18 protein-coding genes and 1 pseudogene are annotated in these 17,730 nt (G+C 62.1%); 11 read left to right on the top strand and 8 right to left on the bottom strand.

Translation table 11 applies throughout. The annotated features are described in order from the left end of the window. The first annotated feature begins 89 nt into the window (after positions 1–89). Positions 90–296: a cold-shock protein gene (locus tag RHO23_RS07960; RefSeq protein ID WP_423488899.1), complete on the top strand. Its 207-nt coding sequence runs from the start codon at positions 90–92 to the stop codon at positions 294–296. A gap of 153 nt (positions 297–449) precedes the next feature. On the opposite strand, the gene RHO23_RS07955 is transcribed toward RHO23_RS07960, so the two are convergent. Both RHO23_RS07955 and RHO23_RS07950 read right to left on the bottom strand, forming a co-directional pair. Next, entirely contained in the window at positions 450–641 is a 192-nt protein-coding gene (locus tag RHO23_RS07955; RefSeq protein WP_046255779.1) for a hypothetical protein, read from the bottom strand. A 94-nt stretch (positions 642–735) separates the two neighbouring features. Further along, entirely contained in the window at positions 736–2,097 is a 1,362-nt protein-coding gene (locus RHO23_RS07950) for a flavin monoamine oxidase family protein (RefSeq protein WP_423488898.1), read from the bottom strand. 255 nt (positions 2,098–2,352) lie between these two features. Here RHO23_RS07950 and RHO23_RS07945 point away from each other — a divergent pair, with 255 nt between their 5' ends. Further along, the gene (locus tag RHO23_RS07945) at positions 2,353–2,883 is read left to right on the top strand and encodes an FKBP-type peptidyl-prolyl cis-trans isomerase (RefSeq protein WP_217340912.1); all 531 of its coding nucleotides are present in this window, start codon (positions 2,353–2,355) and stop codon (positions 2,881–2,883) included. A 1-nt stretch (position 2,884) separates the two neighbouring features. Here RHO23_RS07945 and RHO23_RS07940 read toward each other — a convergent pair whose 3' ends face one another. Continuing rightward, the gene (locus tag RHO23_RS07940; protein WP_070940998.1) at positions 2,885–3,769 is read right to left on the bottom strand and encodes a hypothetical protein; all 885 of its coding nucleotides are present in this window, start codon (positions 3,767–3,769) and stop codon (positions 2,885–2,887) included. Positions 3,770–3,813: 44 nt separating this feature from the next. Further along, the gene (locus RHO23_RS07935; RefSeq protein WP_030097820.1) at positions 3,814–4,173 is read right to left on the bottom strand and encodes an Rv2640c family ArsR-like transcriptional regulator; all 360 of its coding nucleotides are present in this window, start codon (positions 4,171–4,173) and stop codon (positions 3,814–3,816) included. A 101-nt stretch (positions 4,174–4,274) separates the two neighbouring features. Here RHO23_RS07935 and RHO23_RS07930 point away from each other — a divergent pair, with 101 nt between their 5' ends. From RHO23_RS07930 to RHO23_RS07920, 3 genes and pseudogenes are all read left to right on the top strand, one after another. Next, positions 4,275–4,706: an ArsI/CadI family heavy metal resistance metalloenzyme gene (locus RHO23_RS07930; RefSeq protein WP_423488897.1), complete on the top strand. Its 432-nt coding sequence runs from the start codon at positions 4,275–4,277 to the stop codon at positions 4,704–4,706. Positions 4,707–4,732: 26 nt separating this feature from the next. Next, the gene (gene arsB / locus RHO23_RS07925; RefSeq protein ID WP_423489193.1) at positions 4,733–5,794 is read left to right on the top strand and encodes an ACR3 family arsenite efflux transporter; all 1,062 of its coding nucleotides are present in this window, start codon (positions 4,733–4,735) and stop codon (positions 5,792–5,794) included. A gap of 8 nt (positions 5,795–5,802) precedes the next feature. After that, positions 5,803–6,201, top strand: a pseudogene (locus RHO23_RS07920) (arsenate reductase ArsC); the annotation flags it as partial. Here the strand turns inward: RHO23_RS07920 and RHO23_RS07915 are convergent. Further along, on the bottom strand, positions 6,198–6,557 hold the full coding sequence (locus RHO23_RS07915) for a DUF5994 family protein (protein ID WP_064410305.1): 360 nt from the start codon (positions 6,555–6,557) through the stop codon (positions 6,198–6,200). The pseudogene RHO23_RS07920 and the gene RHO23_RS07915 sit on opposite strands and share 4 nt — an antisense overlap. 442 nt (positions 6,558–6,999) lie before the next feature. Here RHO23_RS07915 and RHO23_RS07910 point away from each other — a divergent pair, with 442 nt between their 5' ends. Beyond that, entirely contained in the window at positions 7,000–7,983 is a 984-nt protein-coding gene (locus RHO23_RS07910) for an acyl-ACP desaturase (RefSeq protein WP_030097824.1), read from the top strand. 6 nt (positions 7,984–7,989) lie between these two features. Here RHO23_RS07910 and RHO23_RS07905 read toward each other — a convergent pair whose 3' ends face one another. Further along, positions 7,990–8,856: a formate/nitrite transporter family protein gene (locus RHO23_RS07905; protein WP_096501496.1), complete on the bottom strand. Its 867-nt coding sequence runs from the start codon at positions 8,854–8,856 to the stop codon at positions 7,990–7,992. Between the two features lie 178 nt (positions 8,857–9,034). Further along, positions 9,035–13,123, bottom strand: a complete 4,089-nt coding sequence (locus RHO23_RS07900) for a molybdopterin-dependent oxidoreductase (RefSeq protein WP_423488896.1) — start codon at positions 13,121–13,123, stop codon at positions 9,035–9,037. 187 nt (positions 13,124–13,310) lie between these two features. Here RHO23_RS07900 and RHO23_RS07895 point away from each other — a divergent pair, with 187 nt between their 5' ends. From RHO23_RS07895 to RHO23_RS07875, 5 genes are all read left to right on the top strand, one after another. Then, positions 13,311–13,706 (top strand): PPOX class F420-dependent oxidoreductase, encoded by a 396-nt coding sequence (locus RHO23_RS07895; RefSeq protein ID WP_264922304.1) that lies wholly within the window; start codon positions 13,311–13,313, stop codon positions 13,704–13,706. Positions 13,707–14,234: 528 nt separating this feature from the next. Then, the gene (locus tag RHO23_RS07890) at positions 14,235–15,287 is read left to right on the top strand and encodes an acyltransferase family protein (protein ID WP_057966358.1); all 1,053 of its coding nucleotides are present in this window, start codon (positions 14,235–14,237) and stop codon (positions 15,285–15,287) included. Between the two features lie 104 nt (positions 15,288–15,391). Continuing rightward, positions 15,392–16,381 (top strand): phospholipase D-like domain-containing protein, encoded by a 990-nt coding sequence (locus RHO23_RS07885; RefSeq protein WP_264922303.1) that lies wholly within the window; start codon positions 15,392–15,394, stop codon positions 16,379–16,381. Continuing rightward, positions 16,374–16,943 (top strand): chromate transporter, encoded by a 570-nt coding sequence (locus tag RHO23_RS07880; protein ID WP_030097830.1) that lies wholly within the window; start codon positions 16,374–16,376, stop codon positions 16,941–16,943. The genes RHO23_RS07885 and RHO23_RS07880 overlap by 8 nt, the downstream gene beginning before the upstream one ends. Next, complete coding sequence (locus RHO23_RS07875) at positions 16,940–17,485, top strand: chromate transporter (RefSeq protein ID WP_264922302.1); 546 nt, start codon at positions 16,940–16,942, stop codon at positions 17,483–17,485. The genes RHO23_RS07880 and RHO23_RS07875 overlap by 4 nt, the downstream gene beginning before the upstream one ends. A gap of 7 nt (positions 17,486–17,492) precedes the next feature. On the opposite strand, the gene RHO23_RS07870 is transcribed toward RHO23_RS07875, so the two are convergent. Beyond that, complete coding sequence (locus RHO23_RS07870; RefSeq protein WP_423488895.1) at positions 17,493–17,711, bottom strand: hypothetical protein; 219 nt, start codon at positions 17,709–17,711, stop codon at positions 17,493–17,495. Positions 17,712–17,730 lie beyond the last annotated feature (19 nt).

Here is a 17,730-nt window from a genome sequence, read left to right as displayed (position 1 = left end):
CTTTTGCCGGTTGCTTTGATTTCGCGTACCTCCGCAAGACCCAGGGTCGAATGTCGACCCCGCAATTAGACACTCAGGAGAGTAATCGCATGGCTCAAGGCACCGTGAAGTGGTTCAACGCCGAAAAGGGATTCGGATTCATCACCCCGGACAACGGTAATAAGGACCTGTTCGTTCATTTCTCGGCCATCCTCGACAAGGGCGGCTTCCGCAGCCTCAACGAGAACGATCGCGTCAGCTTCGAAGAAGAAGCCGGCGATCGCGGCCCCCAGGCTGTCTCAGTGCAGACCGCCTAAGGTTCTCACAGCGCTCGAAAGATGCGCCCGGCTGGCCGTCCAGGAATCCTAGGCGGCCAGCCTTTCTACTTGCAGCCCAAGCTATCTCGCCTGCCGACTCAGCGCCCGTGCGGCGCTCGACGAGATTGTCCCCTAGCGAGGCCACCCAAAGTCTCACGTGAAGGTGCGGCGCCCAAGCTCGGTGAAATCCACCTCGACCTCGTCACCGTCCCGCTCGACCTCGCAGTAACCCGTACTACGCAGCTCGTGCAGCGCCTCCCAGGGCGGCTCTTCGTCAGGCAGATGCCAGCCGATCGCCGTGGGCCACTCGCGATCGTGATGGTGATCAACGAGCTGGTCAACCACAGAGGCGGCCTCAGCGCTGAGCGGAACGGGCTCGCGGTCTTCGCTGCGCCTCCGTGAGAACCATTTCATGGCAGCAGTTTACGAGTAGCCCCGGCTAGCGCGATACGCCCTCCGCGGACATCGCCTCGGCCGCGGCGCGCTCGCCTGAGCGAATGGCGCCGTCGACCCACCCCAGCATGACCGCAGAACTCTCGGTTCCGGCCCAGTGGATGCGGCCACACGGCTGACGCAGCGCGGACCCGAACTCCGTCATCACCCCGGTTGGCGCATGACTGATCATTCCTCCACCGGAATACCTCTCGGTGGTCCAGTTCTGCTCGTGATAGCCCTGCGGTGACGCGGCTTTGGGCCCGAACCGGTCGACGAGTTCCCTGATGACGATCGCCCTGCGCGCGGATTCGTCGAGGCGCCCAAGAGCACGCGCGGCCGGTCCTGCGGTAATGACACACATGATGCCGGGCGTTCCGGTATCGGTGCAGGCGTCGATCGTCAACGTCGCGGGAGTGCCCGGTGCGGCGGATTGTCCGCATAGCCCGTCCCCGCGCCAGAACGGTTCGTCATAGACGACCGAGATTTTCATAACCGCGCCGCCGGGCATCCGTTGGTGCAGCAGGCCGCGGTCCGCGCTCAGCATCGGCTCATAGGCGATCTGTCCGGCGATCGCCAACGGTACGGCCACGATGACCCGGCGCGCCCGTACCGTCAGGTGGTCGGCACGAACCGTTACCCCGCCCGCATCTTGCGCAATGCTTCGTACCGGCTGCGAAAGACGCAGTGCCTCAGTGAGTTCAGTGGCGATCGGGCGGTAGATCGCGCCCATCCCGCCCACCGGTCGGGCATCCTGCGAGCCGTCCTTGGCCGAAATCACGAAGACTGGGCCGCCCCCCGAGGCCATCTGGGTCAGCATCCACAACATCGATGTCTCCGACGCTGCCGACGTGTACGTGCCGGCTAGCGCCATCTCGAGCATCTCTCGGGCTTTCCTGGACTTGATGCGGGTGCCAAGCCAGTGGCCAACACTTATTCGATCCCACTGTGCGGCTCTCTTGGCACTCCACGGTGTTTCCAGCGGAATCGACTTGCACATCTGGATGACCTCGAGCAGGCCGGCGCCAAGGTTCGCGATGGCCCATGGGCTCATGCTCCACGGAATGGTTCCGCGATAGCGATGCGTCGTGCCGTCGACGATCATCATCGCGTCACCACCGGTGTACTGCTTGTACTCGGCTACACCGAACTCGCTCATCAACGCATAGATTCGGTCCTGGCCCGGGCCAATCCAGGCGCCACCTCGATCGACCCACGTCCCATCGGGTAACACCTCGGTGAATGTGCGCCCACCGACCCGGTCACGGGCTTCCAGCAGCGCGATCGAGCGTCCCGCCTGTTTCAGGCGCAGTGCGGCGACCAGTCCGGCAAAACCCGCACCGACGATGCAGTAATCGACATCCGTCATCATCCACCTCGTATCGGCAGTTGACTCGGCAGCTCCAATCTGAAAGTTACTCGCCGACCGACGGAGGAAAGCACGATTGAGCGAGTTCGTCGAGGCGTGCCGATACCCGGGCAGTGCCGCCTCCCCTCGCGCTGCTTGGGCGCCATCGACTCGGCACTCGTAGGCGGTCACCGCGCAGCTGTTAGCGTGGCGACCGTGAACTCCTCGCGCGTGTACCCGTCCGTCGCACTTGCCGCCTGCGCCGCCTCATTCGTTGTGACGCTGGTTGCGTGCGGCTCCGATACGGAGGCCAAGTCAGCACCCGCCGACCCGCCCGCCACGACCAGCGGATGCCCCACGGCAGCGCCGCAGAACACTGGCACACCTGAGTGGACGCTGGCGGGAAGCACCGGGAATGTCGCCGTCTCCGGCTCCACCGACACCGCGGCGCCGAGCGTCAACGTGACCGCCCCATTCAGCGTGGCCGAGACCCAGGTGCACACACTCCAGGCTGGATCCGGACCGATCGTCGGAGATCTGGCCACAGTGTCGGTCTGCTACATGGGCGTCAACGGACGTGACGGCTCCGTGTTCGACAGCGCCTACACGCGTGGCACACCAGCCCAGTTCCCGCTTAATGGAGTGGTACCGGGATTCAAGAAGGCCATCGCGGGGCAACATGTCGGCTCGACTGTCGCCGTCGCGATGGTCCCCGCCGACGGCTATCCGTCCGGGCAACCCAGCGCCGGTATCCGTCCGGGAGACACACTCGTCTTCGCGATCAAGATTCTCAACGCATCAAACTGATTTAGCGCGCCGGCTCCGGTGCCGTCGACTGCGTGTTCTCGACGGCGCCGAACGCGGCCACACTCACCGCCGAGACGACCGCAACCACGAACGCCAGGGCAACAAGCCAGCCCAATCCCGGGCGCGCGCCGTCGCCCAACAGCAGTACACCGGTCACACCGGGTACGACCGTCTCCCCGACCACCAATGCCGCGGCCGCACCGTTCACCGAACCCACTTGCAGCGCCACGGTAAACAGGTAGAAGCCGCCCACCCCCGCAAGGATCACCGCGTAGGCAGCGGGATCGGACAGCAGGACCTTCACCCGTAGCGGATCGAGCCCGTCAAGCACTCTGACCGCGACAGACATTGCGCCATAAAGAATCCCGGCCAACAACCCCGCCGGGATCGCCGCGCGTGAGCCCAAGAGGCGAATGAGGCCCAGGCCGGTGAGCAGCACTGCCACCGATGCGACCAGCACACCCCAGTGAACCGATGGCGTCGCGGAATCCTCCCCACGAGGACCGGCGGTCAACGCCAGCACGCATAGCGACAGCAATACGGCCGAGATGGCGAGCCAGTCCCGTCGTTGCAGCCGCACACCCAGTACGGCGATGCCGAGCACCGCGGTGACCGCCAGGTTCGCACTCATGATCGTTTGGGAGAGAAACAGTGGAATCAACCGCGCCGACACCAGGGTGCCCGCGAACCCGACGAGATCGAGAACCATCCCGGCGATGAATGCCGGCGTCAGCATCGCGGCAATTGTCGAACTCAGTGACGGTGCACCGTTATCGGAGCGCCCGTGAACGTTCGCCGCGGATTGGCGGGCACCGTATCCCTGCAGGACGGACGCGGTTCCGTATCCCAGGCAGGCCAGCACGGCCGCCGCAATACCGATCAGCATGAACGAGCACTGTCACTGCGGGCTGTCGTCGACATCGGTCGATTCTATTGGCAGCAGCTGGGATCCAGGACCGTGCACAACGCGGTCAGCGCATCTGGAACCGGCCGGTGATAGACGTTCATTCCGCGGCGGTCCGATTCCACCAGCCCCGCCTTTCGCAACTGATTCATGTGGTGACTGACGGTTGACTCGGTGAGTCCGAGGATGCCCGCGAGGTCACCGCTGATGATCTCGCCCGTGGGCGCGCCAAAGAGCTGGGACATGATCTTGACCCGTACCGGATCGGCGAGCGCCTTGAGCCGCAGCGCGACCTCCAGGGCCTGTTCGTCGCTCATCGGACCGGCCGCCACCGGTGCGCAGCACACAGGAGCGGTGGTATCTACCACGGGAAGAGCCTTGGGCATGGTTCCAGCATCCCGAATTCTTTGACATATGTCAAAGACATGGCACACTGGGCACATCCGATAGGTTCGATGAATGTCTCATTAGTTCCGGAGGTGAACCGGTGTCCCGCGTACAGCTGGCTCTCAACGTCGACGACCTCGATGCGTCAATCGACTTCTATTCAAAGCTTTTTGGCGTACAACCGGCCAAACGTAAGCCCGGATATGCCAACTTTGCGATCGATTCCCCACCGCTGAAGCTGGTGTTGTTGGAGAACCCGGGCCACGGCGGCACGATCAACCACCTCGGAGTACAGGTCGAATCCAGCGAGCAGGTCCACGCCGAGATCGGCCGATTGACCGATGCAGGCATGTTCACCGAGGAAGAGATCGGCACCACGTGTTGTTTCGCGACACAAGACAAGGTCTGGGTCACCGCACCTGATCGTGAAAAGTGGGAAATCTACACGGTTTTGGCGGATTCGGAAACATTCGGCACCAGTCCAGAACTCCTCGCCGAAGACAGCGACCGCACCTGCGGGCATCCCGAGTGACTACACCCGCTGCACCGAGATTGTCGATGCTGGACCGGTTTCTGCCGGTGTGGATCGGACTCGCGATGGCGGCCGGGTTGCTGCTGGGTCGCTGGATCCCCGGGCTGAATAGTGTGCTGGAAAGAGTTCAGGTCGAAGGGATCTCGCTGCCTATCGCGGTCGGGCTGCTCATCATGATGTACCCGGTATTGGCCAAGGTGCGCTATGACCGCCTCGGTGCCGTCACCGCCGACCGCAAGCTGCTCATCGGCTCGCTGGTCTTGAACTGGGCGCTCGGCCCGGCGTTGATGTTCGCGCTCGCCTGGCTACTACTACCGGATCTGCCCGAGTATCGCACCGGGCTGATCGTCGTCGGACTGGCGCGGTGCATCGCCATGGTGATCATCTGGAACGACCTTGCGTGCGGTGATCGGGATGCGGCGGCCGTGCTCGTCGCCCTGAATTCGATCTTTCAGGTGCTCATGTTCGCGGTCCTGGGTTGGTTCTATCTATCCGTCCTGCCCGGTTGGCTGCATCTGCCGCAAACCGTCATCGCCACCTCCCCGTGGCAGATAGCCAAATCTGTACTCCTGTTCCTGGGGATCCCATTCGCGGCCGGATACTTCTCCCGCCGTATCGGCGAACAGGCCAAGGGACGCACCTGGTACGAAACCCGATTCCTGCCGATCATCGGCCCCTGGGCGCTATGGGGACTGCTGTTCACCATCGTGATCTTGTTCGCGCTCCAAGGCGCTCAGATATCTTCTCGGCCTTGGGATGTTGCACGTATCGCGGTGCCGCTACTCGCCTACTTCGCAATCATGTGGGGCGGCGGATACCTGCTCGGCGCTGCCCTGAGGCTGGGCTACCCACGCACCACCACGCTCGCGTTCACCGCCGCCGGCAACAACTTCGAACTGGCCATAGCTGTCGCGATCGCCACCTGGGGCGCCGCCTCCGGCCAGGCCCTGGCCGGTGTCGTCGGCCCCCTGATCGAAGTGCCCGTGCTGGTCGCCCTCGTATACGTGTCCTTGGCGCTGCGACGCCGCATTGTGCATGCCCCTCAACCGGATTCGATCGGCACCGTAGGCCAGAAGGTGACCCAATGACCCAAGTCAAGCCCACTGCGCTCTTTCTGTGCACGCACAACGCGGGCCGCTCTCAGATGGCACTTGGATTCTTCACGCATCTAGCCGGCGACCGGGCGGTTGCCTGGTCGGGCGGCTCAGAGCCCGGAAAGGAAATCAACCCCGCCGCAGTCGCAGTCATGGCCGAGCTCGGCATCGATATCACCGGCGAGTACCCGAAACCGTGGACCGAAGAGATCGTGCGAGGAGCCGACGTCGTCGTCACCATGGGCTGCGGTGACACCTGCCCGTACTTCCCCGGGAAACGTTACGAAAACTGGGAGCTACCCGACCCCGCAGGTCAGCCGCTGGAAGTGGTGCGCCCGATCCGGGACGACATCGAACAACGGGTCCGCCATCTGCTCGCCGAGCTCAACGTCGCTCACTAGGCGGCCATGATGATCCGGAGCGCCGCGGAGACTTCGTCCTCCTTAGGAGAATCGAGCAGAGGCATCTGCGCCGCCAGACGCATGATCAATCGCGCCAGACTCCTGTTCGTACGAGCCGGCACCATGAGAATCCGCACCGTCCGATGCTCACCCCGAAGCGTGACCACCCAATGGAACGGACGGTTGGTGAGCGACGGAGGCATGACCGCCGACCGCATGCTCGATCGAGGTGACCCCGCCTTCCAGTTCAGTGACACCTCGCTGACCCCGCCGATGTGCCCGGACAGCTCTTCCACCAACGGGGAGAGTTCCCGCGCGATGAATCCGTCGTCCTGCGGCCACCATGCCCCGTTCATCCTGCCGGTCTTACGTGGACCGAGCGTGAAGCGAATGGGAGGGCCGGGGTACTCAGCCTGTGTCATGCGTACTTCCTTGTTGCTCAGCGGGACTCAAACAAACGGAATCCGTATGAGCCAAACCAGTCGGCGCTAGGACATGCCACGGCGATAGTTACGTCACGGACACTACTCCCCTTTTGATGGATGCGGAGGTGGCGACTTGCAAATATTTGGCGCTCAACGCCTTTCGATGAATCGAATTGACAATCGACCAATGCCGTCGGCGAATGCGCATGACGGTCCGCCGCACGCGGTGAGACGGTCACGGAATGCTCTCAATTAGACGAGTAATCGCTGAACATACCTGCGGGCCGTCAAGACATGCTAGATTTCTGTAACTGCTGGATACGGGTACTGCTAGTTGCGGTTTCTGTCTGGCCCCCACTATGAGGACGTATCCATGCAGAAGGCTTTCACCGACCTGGAGCTGCTCCATGAGCTTGAGCCCGTGGTCGAGGAGAATGTCCATCGCCACCTCGGCGTCACCAAGGACTGGAACCCGCATGACTACGTCCCCTGGTCAGAGGGCAAAAACTACAAGGCCCTAGGCGGCCAGGACTGGGATCCTGAGCAGTCCAAGCTCTCCGAACTCGCCAAGATCGCCATGATCACCAACCTGCTGACCGAGGACAACCTGCCCTCGTATCACCGCGAGATCGCCATGAACTTCACCATGGACGGACCCTGGGGTACCTGGGTGAACCGGTGGACCGCTGAGGAGAATCGCCACGGAATCGCCATCCGTGATTACCTCGTGGTGACTCGCTCGGTGGACCCGATCGAACTCGAGAAGCTGCGCATCGCACAGATGACCAGCGGGTTCTCCCCCGGCCAGAACCGCCAGAACATACCGTTCTCCGAGAGCCTGTTCGACTCGGTGGTGTACGTGACGTTCCAGGAGCTGGCCACCCGTGTCTCGCACCGCAACACCGGCAAGGCCTGCGCCGAGCCCATCGCCGATGAGCTGCTCAAGCGCATCTCCACCGATGAGAACCTGCACATGATCTTCTACCGCAACATGGTGACCGCCGGCCTGGAGATCGCCCCGAACCAAGCGGTCAAGGCTGTCCACAAGGTGCTCGACAACTTCACGATGCCCGGTTACACGATTCCCGGCTTCCGCCGTAACGCGGTCACCATCGCCACCGGCGGTGTCTACGACCCGCAGTCCCACCTCGATGAGGTGGTGCTGCCGGTGCTGCGCAAGTGGCGCATCTTCGAGCGTGACGACATCAACGGCGAAGCCGAGTGGTACCGCGAGGACCTGGCCCGCATCGTCGGCGATCTCAGGAAGACCTCCGAAGACTTCGAAGAAGTCAAAGCCAAGTACCTGGAGCGCCAGGCCAAACGCGCCGAACGCAACGCCGCCAAAGTGCTCGTATAGACGGGATTACGCGTTCGCTACCGCGCTGCCCTGTGTGGTCGACGGAGCGTTGCGCTTCGGCGCCGTGCGATAGTGCGTCAGATAGATCATTACGCCGGTGAAGAACAGCCCGCCGACCAAATTGCCTAGCGCGGTGGGAAATTCGTTCCACAAGAAGTAGTCGGCCCAGGTGAAATCGGCGCCCAGCAGAATGCCGATCGGAAACAGGAACATGTTCACCACGGAATGCTCGAATCCCATCGCGAAGAACAGCATGATCGGCATCCACATCACCAGAACCTTGCCGACGACGTCCTTGGCCAGCAGCGCGCCCACCACACCCGTGGAGACCATCCAGTTGCACAGCATGCCCCGGACGAAAACGGTGAGCCATCCGGCGACGCCGTGATCGGCGTACCCGAGCGTGCGGTCGGATCCTATGTGCGCGAGTTTTTGTCCATACGCGGCGAACTGATTGCCCGCATCATTGATCGACACATCGAAGCCGTACGTGATGTACACCGCCATGAGTACCGCGACCGTCAACGCCCCCGCGAAGTTCCCCAGAAACACCAGCCCCCAGTTCCGCAGAACCCCAACGGTTGTCACGCCCGGCCGCCTGGCAAGGTAGGCCAACGGCGCCAGCACGAACACCCCGGTCAGCAGGTCGTAGCCCAGGAGATACAGCAGACAGAAACCAACCGGGAACAGTGCCGCGCCCAGAATCGGAGACCCGGTGTCGACGGTCACTTTGACCGCGAAGGCAGCGGCGAGTGTGAGCATCGCACCGGCCATGTACGCACGAATCAGCGTGTCCCGGGTCGACATGAAGATCTTCGACTCGCCGGCATCGATAAGCGCTTGGGCCAGCTCGGGCGGTTTCACGTACGTCAACGGTGGCTCCTTCAACTTTGGCGGCAGCGCGAGGCGATCTGAGCACCGTACAAATCCGGTGTTTCATTGACCGGCTCTCACTTGTCGTCGGGATGACAAGGTTCTCTCCGCCGTCTGTATCGTCACGGTGAGAAGTGCTGTATACCTCCGATTCTCGGTGCGATATGTCAAGTCGCGTCTAGTAGACGTCTCGCAGATACCGCTTACTGGCGACCAGTTCGCGCTTGTAATCGTGAGCACCCTCGGCCGAGAGCCGCCCATGTTTTTCAATGATTGAAGTCAGAGCGGTGTCGACGTCCTTGGCCATCCGGGATGCGTCCCCGCATACGTAGAGGTGGGCACCGTCCTGCAGCCATGCCCATAGCTCGGCACCGTTGTCCATCATCTTGTGCTGCACATAGACCCTGTCCTTCTGGTCACGAGAGAAGGCGACATCAAGCTTGGACAGAAAGCCGTCATCGGCCATGGTGGACAGGTCGTCTCGATAGTAAAAGTGTTGGGCAGCATGCTGATCGCCGAAGAAGAGCCAGTTACGGCCGGTGTGGCCGAGCGCTCGACGCTCGTGTAGGAATCCCCGAAACGGTGCGATTCCGGTTCCCGGGCCAATCATGATCATCGGAGTCCGCGACTCCTCCGGGGGTCGGAAATGCGGGGACTTCTGCAGAAACACGGGAACCGGCGTGTGATCGGCGCGGTCGGCAAGGAATGTCGAGCACACGCCCCCTCGTTCGGCGCCGCCAGTCCCCCGGTATCGGACGACGGAGACCGTCAACTGGACTTCGTGCGGGCTGACCAGCGGGCTGGAGGAAATCGAATAGCAGCGGGGGGTCAACCGCACCAATACGTCCTGCCACTGCTCGGCGGTGGCTCGGACGGGAAATTCTTGCACGGCATCCACGCCGTTGCGGCCAATCACCCATGATGCAAGGTTCTTTCGTGCCTCATGGAGGTCCTTGGCCGCTGCCGTGTTGGTGGTGTTGTCGGCGAGGAAGCTCAGCAGATTCGGGGTTATCCGCCCGATGTCGTAGGAGTAGGTGAGCGCATCGCGCAGGGTCCGTTCTGCACCGTCGACCTCGACGATTTCGTCGGCACGCAGCCCCGTGCCGGAGAGCCAGGCGTCCACGGCGCTGTCGCAGTTGGTCGGGCAGACCCCGAGTGCATCGCCAACACTGTAGGCGACGCCATGCTCGGAGATGTCAAACCCGAAATGTCGCACCTCTTTTGAGGAGGAACGCGGTGTCAGCACAGTGTTACGAGTCAAACGGGCCGCGACGGGACTGTTGCGGGTGAACGGTTCGGGTGCGCCTGTGCTCGAAGGTCGGGGGCTTGCGGCCGGGACCGCCACCGGGGCGACCGGCTCCTCCTGGGTCGTGATCAGATCCGTCACCTGACGTGCCCATTGCGCCAGGGGCTCGTCATCGTAGATCTCGCAATCGAGCCGGTCCATCAAACGGACCGCGCCCAGACTTGCCAATCGTTCATCGATGGATTTGGCGTGCCCGCAGAAGTTCTCGTAGGCACGATCACCAATTCCCAAGACCGCAAAACGGATCCCGGTCAACTGCGTATCCGATGCATGCAGGCGGTCCCAGAAGTCGGCACCGTTATCAGGAGGGCCGCCGTCTCCGAACGTGCTCGTGACGACCAGGACGTCGGTGGCGGAGGCGAGATCGGCTATCCCGCAGTCATCCATGTTGACGATCCGCGGCGGCGCACCCGTGGAACTCAGCTGTGCCGCAAGGTTGGTGGCATAGTCCTCGGCATTGCCCGTCTGGGATGCCCACAGCACCAATGGCGTCGGCCGTGAGGCGGGTAGCGGTGCGCCGACCGGCCGTGGCGCCGAATCGCCGGTGCGGGAGTACATGCCCGCCAACGCTCCGTCGACCCAGAGCCGGACCAGATCACTAACGGGCGCCCCCGCGGGCAAGACGGGAACTCCCTCCCCTCCCCGCTCCAGAGTGGTGAAAAACCCAGCCAGGTAGACCTGTTCGCTCTCGACCAGATTGGGCACGGGCTGCGATGCCAGGCCGAGCGCTTCTGCGACGGGGTGCATGGATGTTGCCTCCGGTCGATCGGGTTGCTGGACGACCGCGATGGGTCGCATCCTGACCGCACACACTTTCAGCTCAGGCTGCAGCGAGTCGGGGTCCACGGCATCGCTCGTGAGTGCGTTGATAGCGAGGTACTCGCCGTGCTCGTCGTTCCAATGAAAGGGCACAAAGCAGTTGCCTGGCCGCACACGGTCCGTGACGAGCGCGGGCAGCACAGCGCGCCCGCGCCGCGAGTGCAATTCGACCGGTTGTCCGTCGGCGATGCCCATTTCGGCGGCGTCCTCGGGATGGATTTCGACGAAGGGGTCACTGTTGAGCTTGTTGAGCTTGGCCACCTGCCCCGTTTTGGTCATGGTGTGCCATTGATGTTGCAGGCGGCCCGTGTTCAAGATGAACGGGTAGTCGTCGTCGGGCAGCTCGCGCGCATCCATGTGCGGGCGTGGGTGAAAGACCGCACGGCGCGACGGAGTCGCGAACGCCAACCGCGGTTGATGCCCGGCAGCATCGACGAAAAGACTTTGGCTGACGCCGTCGTTCAGGTAGCGAATCGGGTGGCGATCGTTCGCATCGTCTGGAGGACACGGCCACTGCAACGGAGTGTCGCGCAGGCGCTCGTAGCTGGCTCCTCGAAGGTCGTAGCCCGTCTTCGGATTCCAGAACCGGCGAATCTCGTCGAACACTTCCTCACTGGACGCATAGCTGAACTGCTCACCAAATCCCATCGCGGTGGCGACTTGGCAGATCAACTGCCAATCGGGTCGGGATTCACCGATCGGGGCGATGGACTGCTGGAGCAAGGTGAGGTTGCGTTCCGAATTGATCATCACCGCGTCGGCTTCTGCCCACAAAGTGGCAGGCAGGACGATGTCCGCGTAGCGGTTTGTGGCGGTGGCCGCGTAGGTGTCCTGGGTAATGACCAGTTCCGCGGTCTCCAGCCCGGTGATCGTGGTTCCCCGATTCGCCACTGTTGCAACAGGATTAGTGCAGATGACCCAGCACGCCTTGATATTGCCCGCCGCCATGCTGTCGAACATCGCGATGGTTCCCGGGCCCACCTCGGTTCGGATGGTCTGCGGCGCCAGGCTCCACTCCTGTTCCACAAACGCTCGGTCATCGGCGCTGACCACGGATCGCTGGCCGGGCAGGCCCGGACCCATGTAGCCCATCTCCCGTCCACCCATGGCGTTGGGTTGACCGGTCAGTGACATGGGGCCGCTACCGGTACGGCAAATCGCACCGGTGGCGAGATGAAGATTGCAAATCGCGTTGGTGTTCCAGGTGCCATGCGTGCTCTGGTTCAAACCCATGGTCCAGCACGTCATCCACTCGCCGGCCTGTCCGATCATGGTGGCGGCGGCGCGGATATCGACTTCGGGGATACCGGTGATCTCGGCTACCACCTCGGGCGGATAGTCGGCCAGGAACTCGGGCATCGCCGCCCAGCCCTCGGTGTGCTCGGCGATGAACTCCTCGTCGATATCGCCGGACTTCACCAGAAGGTGAAGCAACCCATTGAGAAGCGCCAGATCGGTGCCCGGGTTGATCTGTAGAAACAAGTCGGCTTTGTCGGCGGTCGCGGTACGCCTCGGGTCCACGACGATGAGTTTCGCGCCGGCCTTCAACCGGTCGGCCATCCGGAGAAACAGAATGGGGTGACAATCAGCCATGTTTGCGCCGATGACGAAGAACACATCTGCGCTATCGAAGTCGGTGTAGGAACCCGGTGGGCCGTCCGCCCCAAGCGACTGTTTGTATCCGGTCCCGGCGCTGGCCATGCAAAGTCGTGAATTGGACTCGATGTGTACGGTGCGGATGAATCCCTTGGCCAGCTTGTTGGCCAGGTACTGCGCTTCGATCGACATCTGACCCGATACGTACAGCGCGATCGCATCGGGCCCGTGCTCATCGAGTATCGAACGCAGCCTCTGCCCGGCCTCGGTCACTGCGACATCCACGGGCGTCTCGACAAGCTCCGCGCCACGGGAAGGCCGGACGAGCGCAGTCTTCAGACGGCCGTCGACCGCCTCCATCAACTCGGCGTGGGTGGCCCCTTTGGTGCACAGGCGGCCGAAATTGGTCGGGTGAAGCTTGTCGCCCGATACCCGTGCAATGACCGGGCCACCAGGACCGGGCTTCGTCTGGACCTCGATACCGCAGCCCACACCGCAGTACGAGCACGCGGTACGCGTCGTACCCATCTCCCCTGGAGTGGCCATGTCACCACAGTGACCCGGATGTGTTTCCCCATCGTTTCCGTGGACATTATGGAAAAGAAAAACCCACCTCACAGTGCGGCCAACGCTCCTGTAAGCCTCGGCCGACCGCTCGGGACCGGACGCGCCCAGTGCGATCGGGCGCCGTCTACGACAGAATCGGGTGGACTGGCCGATGAGAGGACAACGAATGACGGATTGGGATGTGGTCGGCCGGGCGAACTATGTGTCATTGACGAGCTACCGCAAAGACGGTGCGGCGGTATCCACGCCGGTCTGGATTGCCCCCGCCGATGGCAAGCTCTACTTCTTCTCGGAGGTCGCGGCGTACAAGATCAGACGTATTCGGCGCAACCCAGCGGTGACGTTGCAGCCCTGCGGTATTCGAGGGCAGCTCATCCCCGATGCACCGGTGGTGGCGGGCACCGCGCGCGTCCTGGACTTCGATGACACTCGCAGGGTCCGCAAGATCGTTAATCGGAAGTACTGGCTGTTGGGGCCGTTGAGTGAATTTGGAGTCTGGATTACCCGTCGTCAGCAGGCATCGGTGGCCATCGAGATCTCCCCCGGCCCCGAGGCCCCGTAGCTGAGCTACGCGTTTATCTGAACTCCGCTTCCACTCAAGCGGCAAAAGAGCCGTATCCAAAATCCATCTGTCCGCGGCGTACGGATAAGCAATGCGAAGCAGCTTCGCCGAGCAAATCTGTTTCAGGAATAGTTATTGCCACGGAACCCGCACGGAATCGCATTCGGTCGCCGCGACGCATCCCTATGCGTCTCAGCCCCTCCGGATACTGCTTTGCAATAGCTCGACAGCAATGAATCAATGCGTACCGCGAGATTCTTGCCGCTTGCCCTCACCGTGGTGAGCCTAAACAGACATATCCGCTGCTATCGGCCATCGTGCACCGCCGTGGACGCAAGCAGCTAAAGCGTGATGGGGACCCAATGGAATTCGCTCGTTCAATCTCAGAGAAGCCGGAACAATTCGCAAACAACTTGAGCACTTGCGAGCTGAAGATTCATCCCGCCAGGTAAGCCGGGTGCCAGTCGGGATTGTGCAGTATGTTCATTCGCAAAAGTAAACACACAGCATCGGCGCCTCGGGGAATTTATGAAGCTTGAGCAGGTATTTGATCGACAGCACAATGCGCTGACGCTGTGGCGTCTCATTCTCGCGATCGGCGTGGTCTTCTACCATTCCTGGCCCCTTACCGGCCGCGAGATTGCCTACGAGCCGATCGTGCGGCTGCTCAGTAATATTTTTGCCGACGGATTCTTTGCCATCTCAGGTTTCCTCATCACTGCCGCGTGGATGCGTCGCCCATACCTGAAGGAGTATTGGGCCTCACGCGTTTTGCGTATTTTCCCCGCGCTATGGGTGTGTCTGCTCGTAATCGCCTTCGTGATCGCTCCGATCACGGCCAAGGTCCAGAACACGCCGATTTCGTTGTCGGCAGAGCTCGGATACGTCATCAACAACGCGCTGCTCAACGTGGCGTACATCGGCATCGACGGCACTCCCGCCGATGTGCCGTTTCCGGGGGTCTGGAACGGATCTATCTGGACTCTTTTCTTCGTTCTGCTCTGTGACGTAATGGTCTCCGTCCTTGGCTTCCTGGGACTTCTGAAGCGCCGTTGGGTTATTCCCACTCTGTTCGTCTTGGCAACAGTCTGGGCGGCTTACGTCTCCTACACCCCGCCGATGTTCAGCTGGCCACAGATGCTGGCCCGGTTCTTCGTCGTCTTCCTCGCGGGCGCGATGTTCTACCAGTACCAGGACCGGATACCTGCCCGCTGGTCCTTGGTCGTGCTCAGCGCCGCCATTGTCATGGCGTCCGGATTTACCCAGAACTATCGAGTCATCGGTGCCCTGCCCCTGGCGTACGCCATCATCGTTTCGGGTGCCCTGATCCGTAGAGCGCGGCTGCGCAACGATCTTTCGTACGGCGTGTACATCTACGCATTCCCTATCCAACAGATGCTTGCCAGCTTCTGGCTTGTCCGCTTGAACCCTGTCGTGTTCTTCGTCATCGCCACGGCGGCCACCTTGCCGGTAGCCGCATCGAGTTGGTTCGTGGTGGAAAAGCGGGCGACCGAGCTCAAAACCCGGATCTTCCGCAGGTCCCCCACACCGGCCGCGGCGCAACGGCCGGTGACGCCGTAACGGCGCCACCAGTTGCATTGGGGTTCAATGAGGTTGCCAGCCGGATCGAAGTGTTCATGTGAATGGCAGACCACTGCGCGATCTTGGTGCTAGCTTCTGCTCTTGTGTCCCCCTTCGCGCCTCGCCTCATCGTCGAGCCGGACGACGGCCTGGAACCGGTTCGTCAGTTCATTGAGAGCGCAGAAACATCGCTTCTCATCAAACAATTCACCTTCACCGAGGAAGGCTTGATCGACGCCGTCATCGCGAGACGTCAGGCGGGTGTCGACATTCGGGTGATGCTCAACCCGCAGCGATCCGGGGGCGATCGCGCCAACGACGACACCTTCGACAGGCTCACCACGGCCGGGGTGAACGTCGCCTGGTCTAGTCCGAAATTCTATGTGACGCACGAGAAATCGATAGTCGTCGATGGCAAGGCCGCACTGGTGGCCACCTTCAACCTATGCGAGAAATACTTCACGCGGACACGCGACTACGGCGTCATCACTGTCGTGCCCAGTCATGTCAAACAGATCGTCGAAGTGTTCGAGGCCGACTGGGAACACCGCGACTGGGTACCTTCACTCTTCGACGGCCTGCTGTGGAGCAATGCGAACTCCCGCTATCACATGGCGGAGTTCATCGACGCGGCTGAGCAGCGGCTCGACATTCAACATCCGAAGTATGTCGATGCTGTCATCTTGGACCGTGTTGCCGCGGCAGTGGACCGGGGTGTCAGGGTGCGCGTGCTGTGTGGGGGCAGGCACGGCATCAGTGAATGGGACATTCTGGACACGTTCGCATCGCTGCGGACATTGCGTCGCATCGGAGTGAAGGTGCACAAGCAGAAGAACCTGAGGGTGCACGCCAAATTACTCATCATCGACGACACCCGGGCACTGGTGGGCTCGATGAACATCGATCGCAGCGCCTTCGACCTGCGCCGTGAACTTGGGATCACGATCACCGACCCACCCGTGGTTGCCCGGCTGAAAGACGTCTTCGACACCGACTGGGATCTCTCCCATCAGTACGACCCGCCGGATCCGCTGGATTCACGTCAACACTATGAGGACGACTTCCCACACGATCCGGAACTCATGCATGAGTAGCGGTGACAACGATCCCCCGTTGCCACGGGTGTCCCTGTTTCGCTTGGCGTGGACGTTCAACCACATAGCGCTGGCCTCGTTCGGGGGTGGTTTGTCGGCGTGGTCGCGCGAGGTGCTCGTCGTCGAGAGGAAGTGGCTGGGTGAGGAAGAATTCCTGTCCGCGATGACGATGTGCCGAATCCTGCCGGGCGCCAACCAGATCAACATGGCCGTATTCGTTGGCACCAAGATGCGCGGTGCACTGGGCGCCATCGCGGCCGTCGTCGGGCTCTGCCTGATACCGCTGGTTCTGGTGTTAACGGTGTCGTACTTCTACTTTCGCTTCAAAGAGGTACCCGCCGTCAAAGGCGTACTGCATGGCGCTTCCGCCGCCGCCGTAGCGCTCACCCTTGCGATGGTGATCAAGACCGGACAGAAGTGCCTCACCAGCCTGATCCCGGTGCTCCTGTTCGCCGCCAGCTTCGCGCTCAACGGACTGATGCGCTGGCCCCTGCTGGCGACACTCGCACTCCTTGCCCCGCTGGCCCTCTTCTGGGCGTGGCCCAGAAAGGCGGCCGCGTGAACACCTACTGGCAGCTGGTGGTGTTGTTCGGATCGCTGTCGCTGATGTCCATTGGCGGCGGTAATGCGGTGCTGCCGGAGATGCACCTGCGCTCAGTGCGCGACGAACACTGGTTGACCAATTCGCAATTCGCCGACATCTTTTCGATCTCCCAGACCACACCGGGCCCCAGCATTCTGATCGTGGCGATGGTCGGGTATGCCGCGGGCCTTCCTGTCGGTGGCATCGCGGGAGGCATCCTCGGCGGAGTCATCGCGACGGTCGGCATGGTGTTTCCCGCCGCCTCCCTGGTGTATGCGGTAACGCGATTCTGGCAGCGGGCACAGAAGTCGAAATGGCGCACCGCCGTTGAGAGGGGCTTGGCGCCGCTGACAGTCGGGCTCATCCTGGCGACCTCCCTGGTGATGAGCCGAGCCGCGGATCACGACTGGCGTGCCTACACGGTCACCGGAATCTGCACCCTGATCTTCGTCTTTACGAAGACAAATCCGTTGATCGTGGTCGCCGCCGCCGGAGTGCTCGGCTATCTAGGTCTTGTCTAGTACCAGATCAGCGCCAACCGAAGCCGGGTCCACCAAACCCGACCCCGAATCCGTCGTCGCCCGGCCACATCCACGGCGTCGTGAGCTCATCGTCATCGGTGCTTTGGGTGCAGGCGGCGTCAGGGCCCAGACCTCCCGAGAACTGACACTCGGGCTCACCCCGAGCCGGCGTGGCAAGAATCAGCATCGCCGTCAATGCTGCTGTGGCACATGCGCTGTAACGCATTTCCATCCCCCTCCTTCGT

This window comes from Mycobacteroides sp. PCS013, assembly GCF_049532645.1.
In the GTDB taxonomy this organism is placed as follows: Bacteria; Actinomycetota; Actinomycetes; order Mycobacteriales; family Mycobacteriaceae; genus Mycobacterium; species Mycobacterium gwanakae.
The sequence above is the reverse complement of the archived record's forward strand: the minus strand, read 5'-3'. Positions and strand labels throughout refer to the sequence as shown.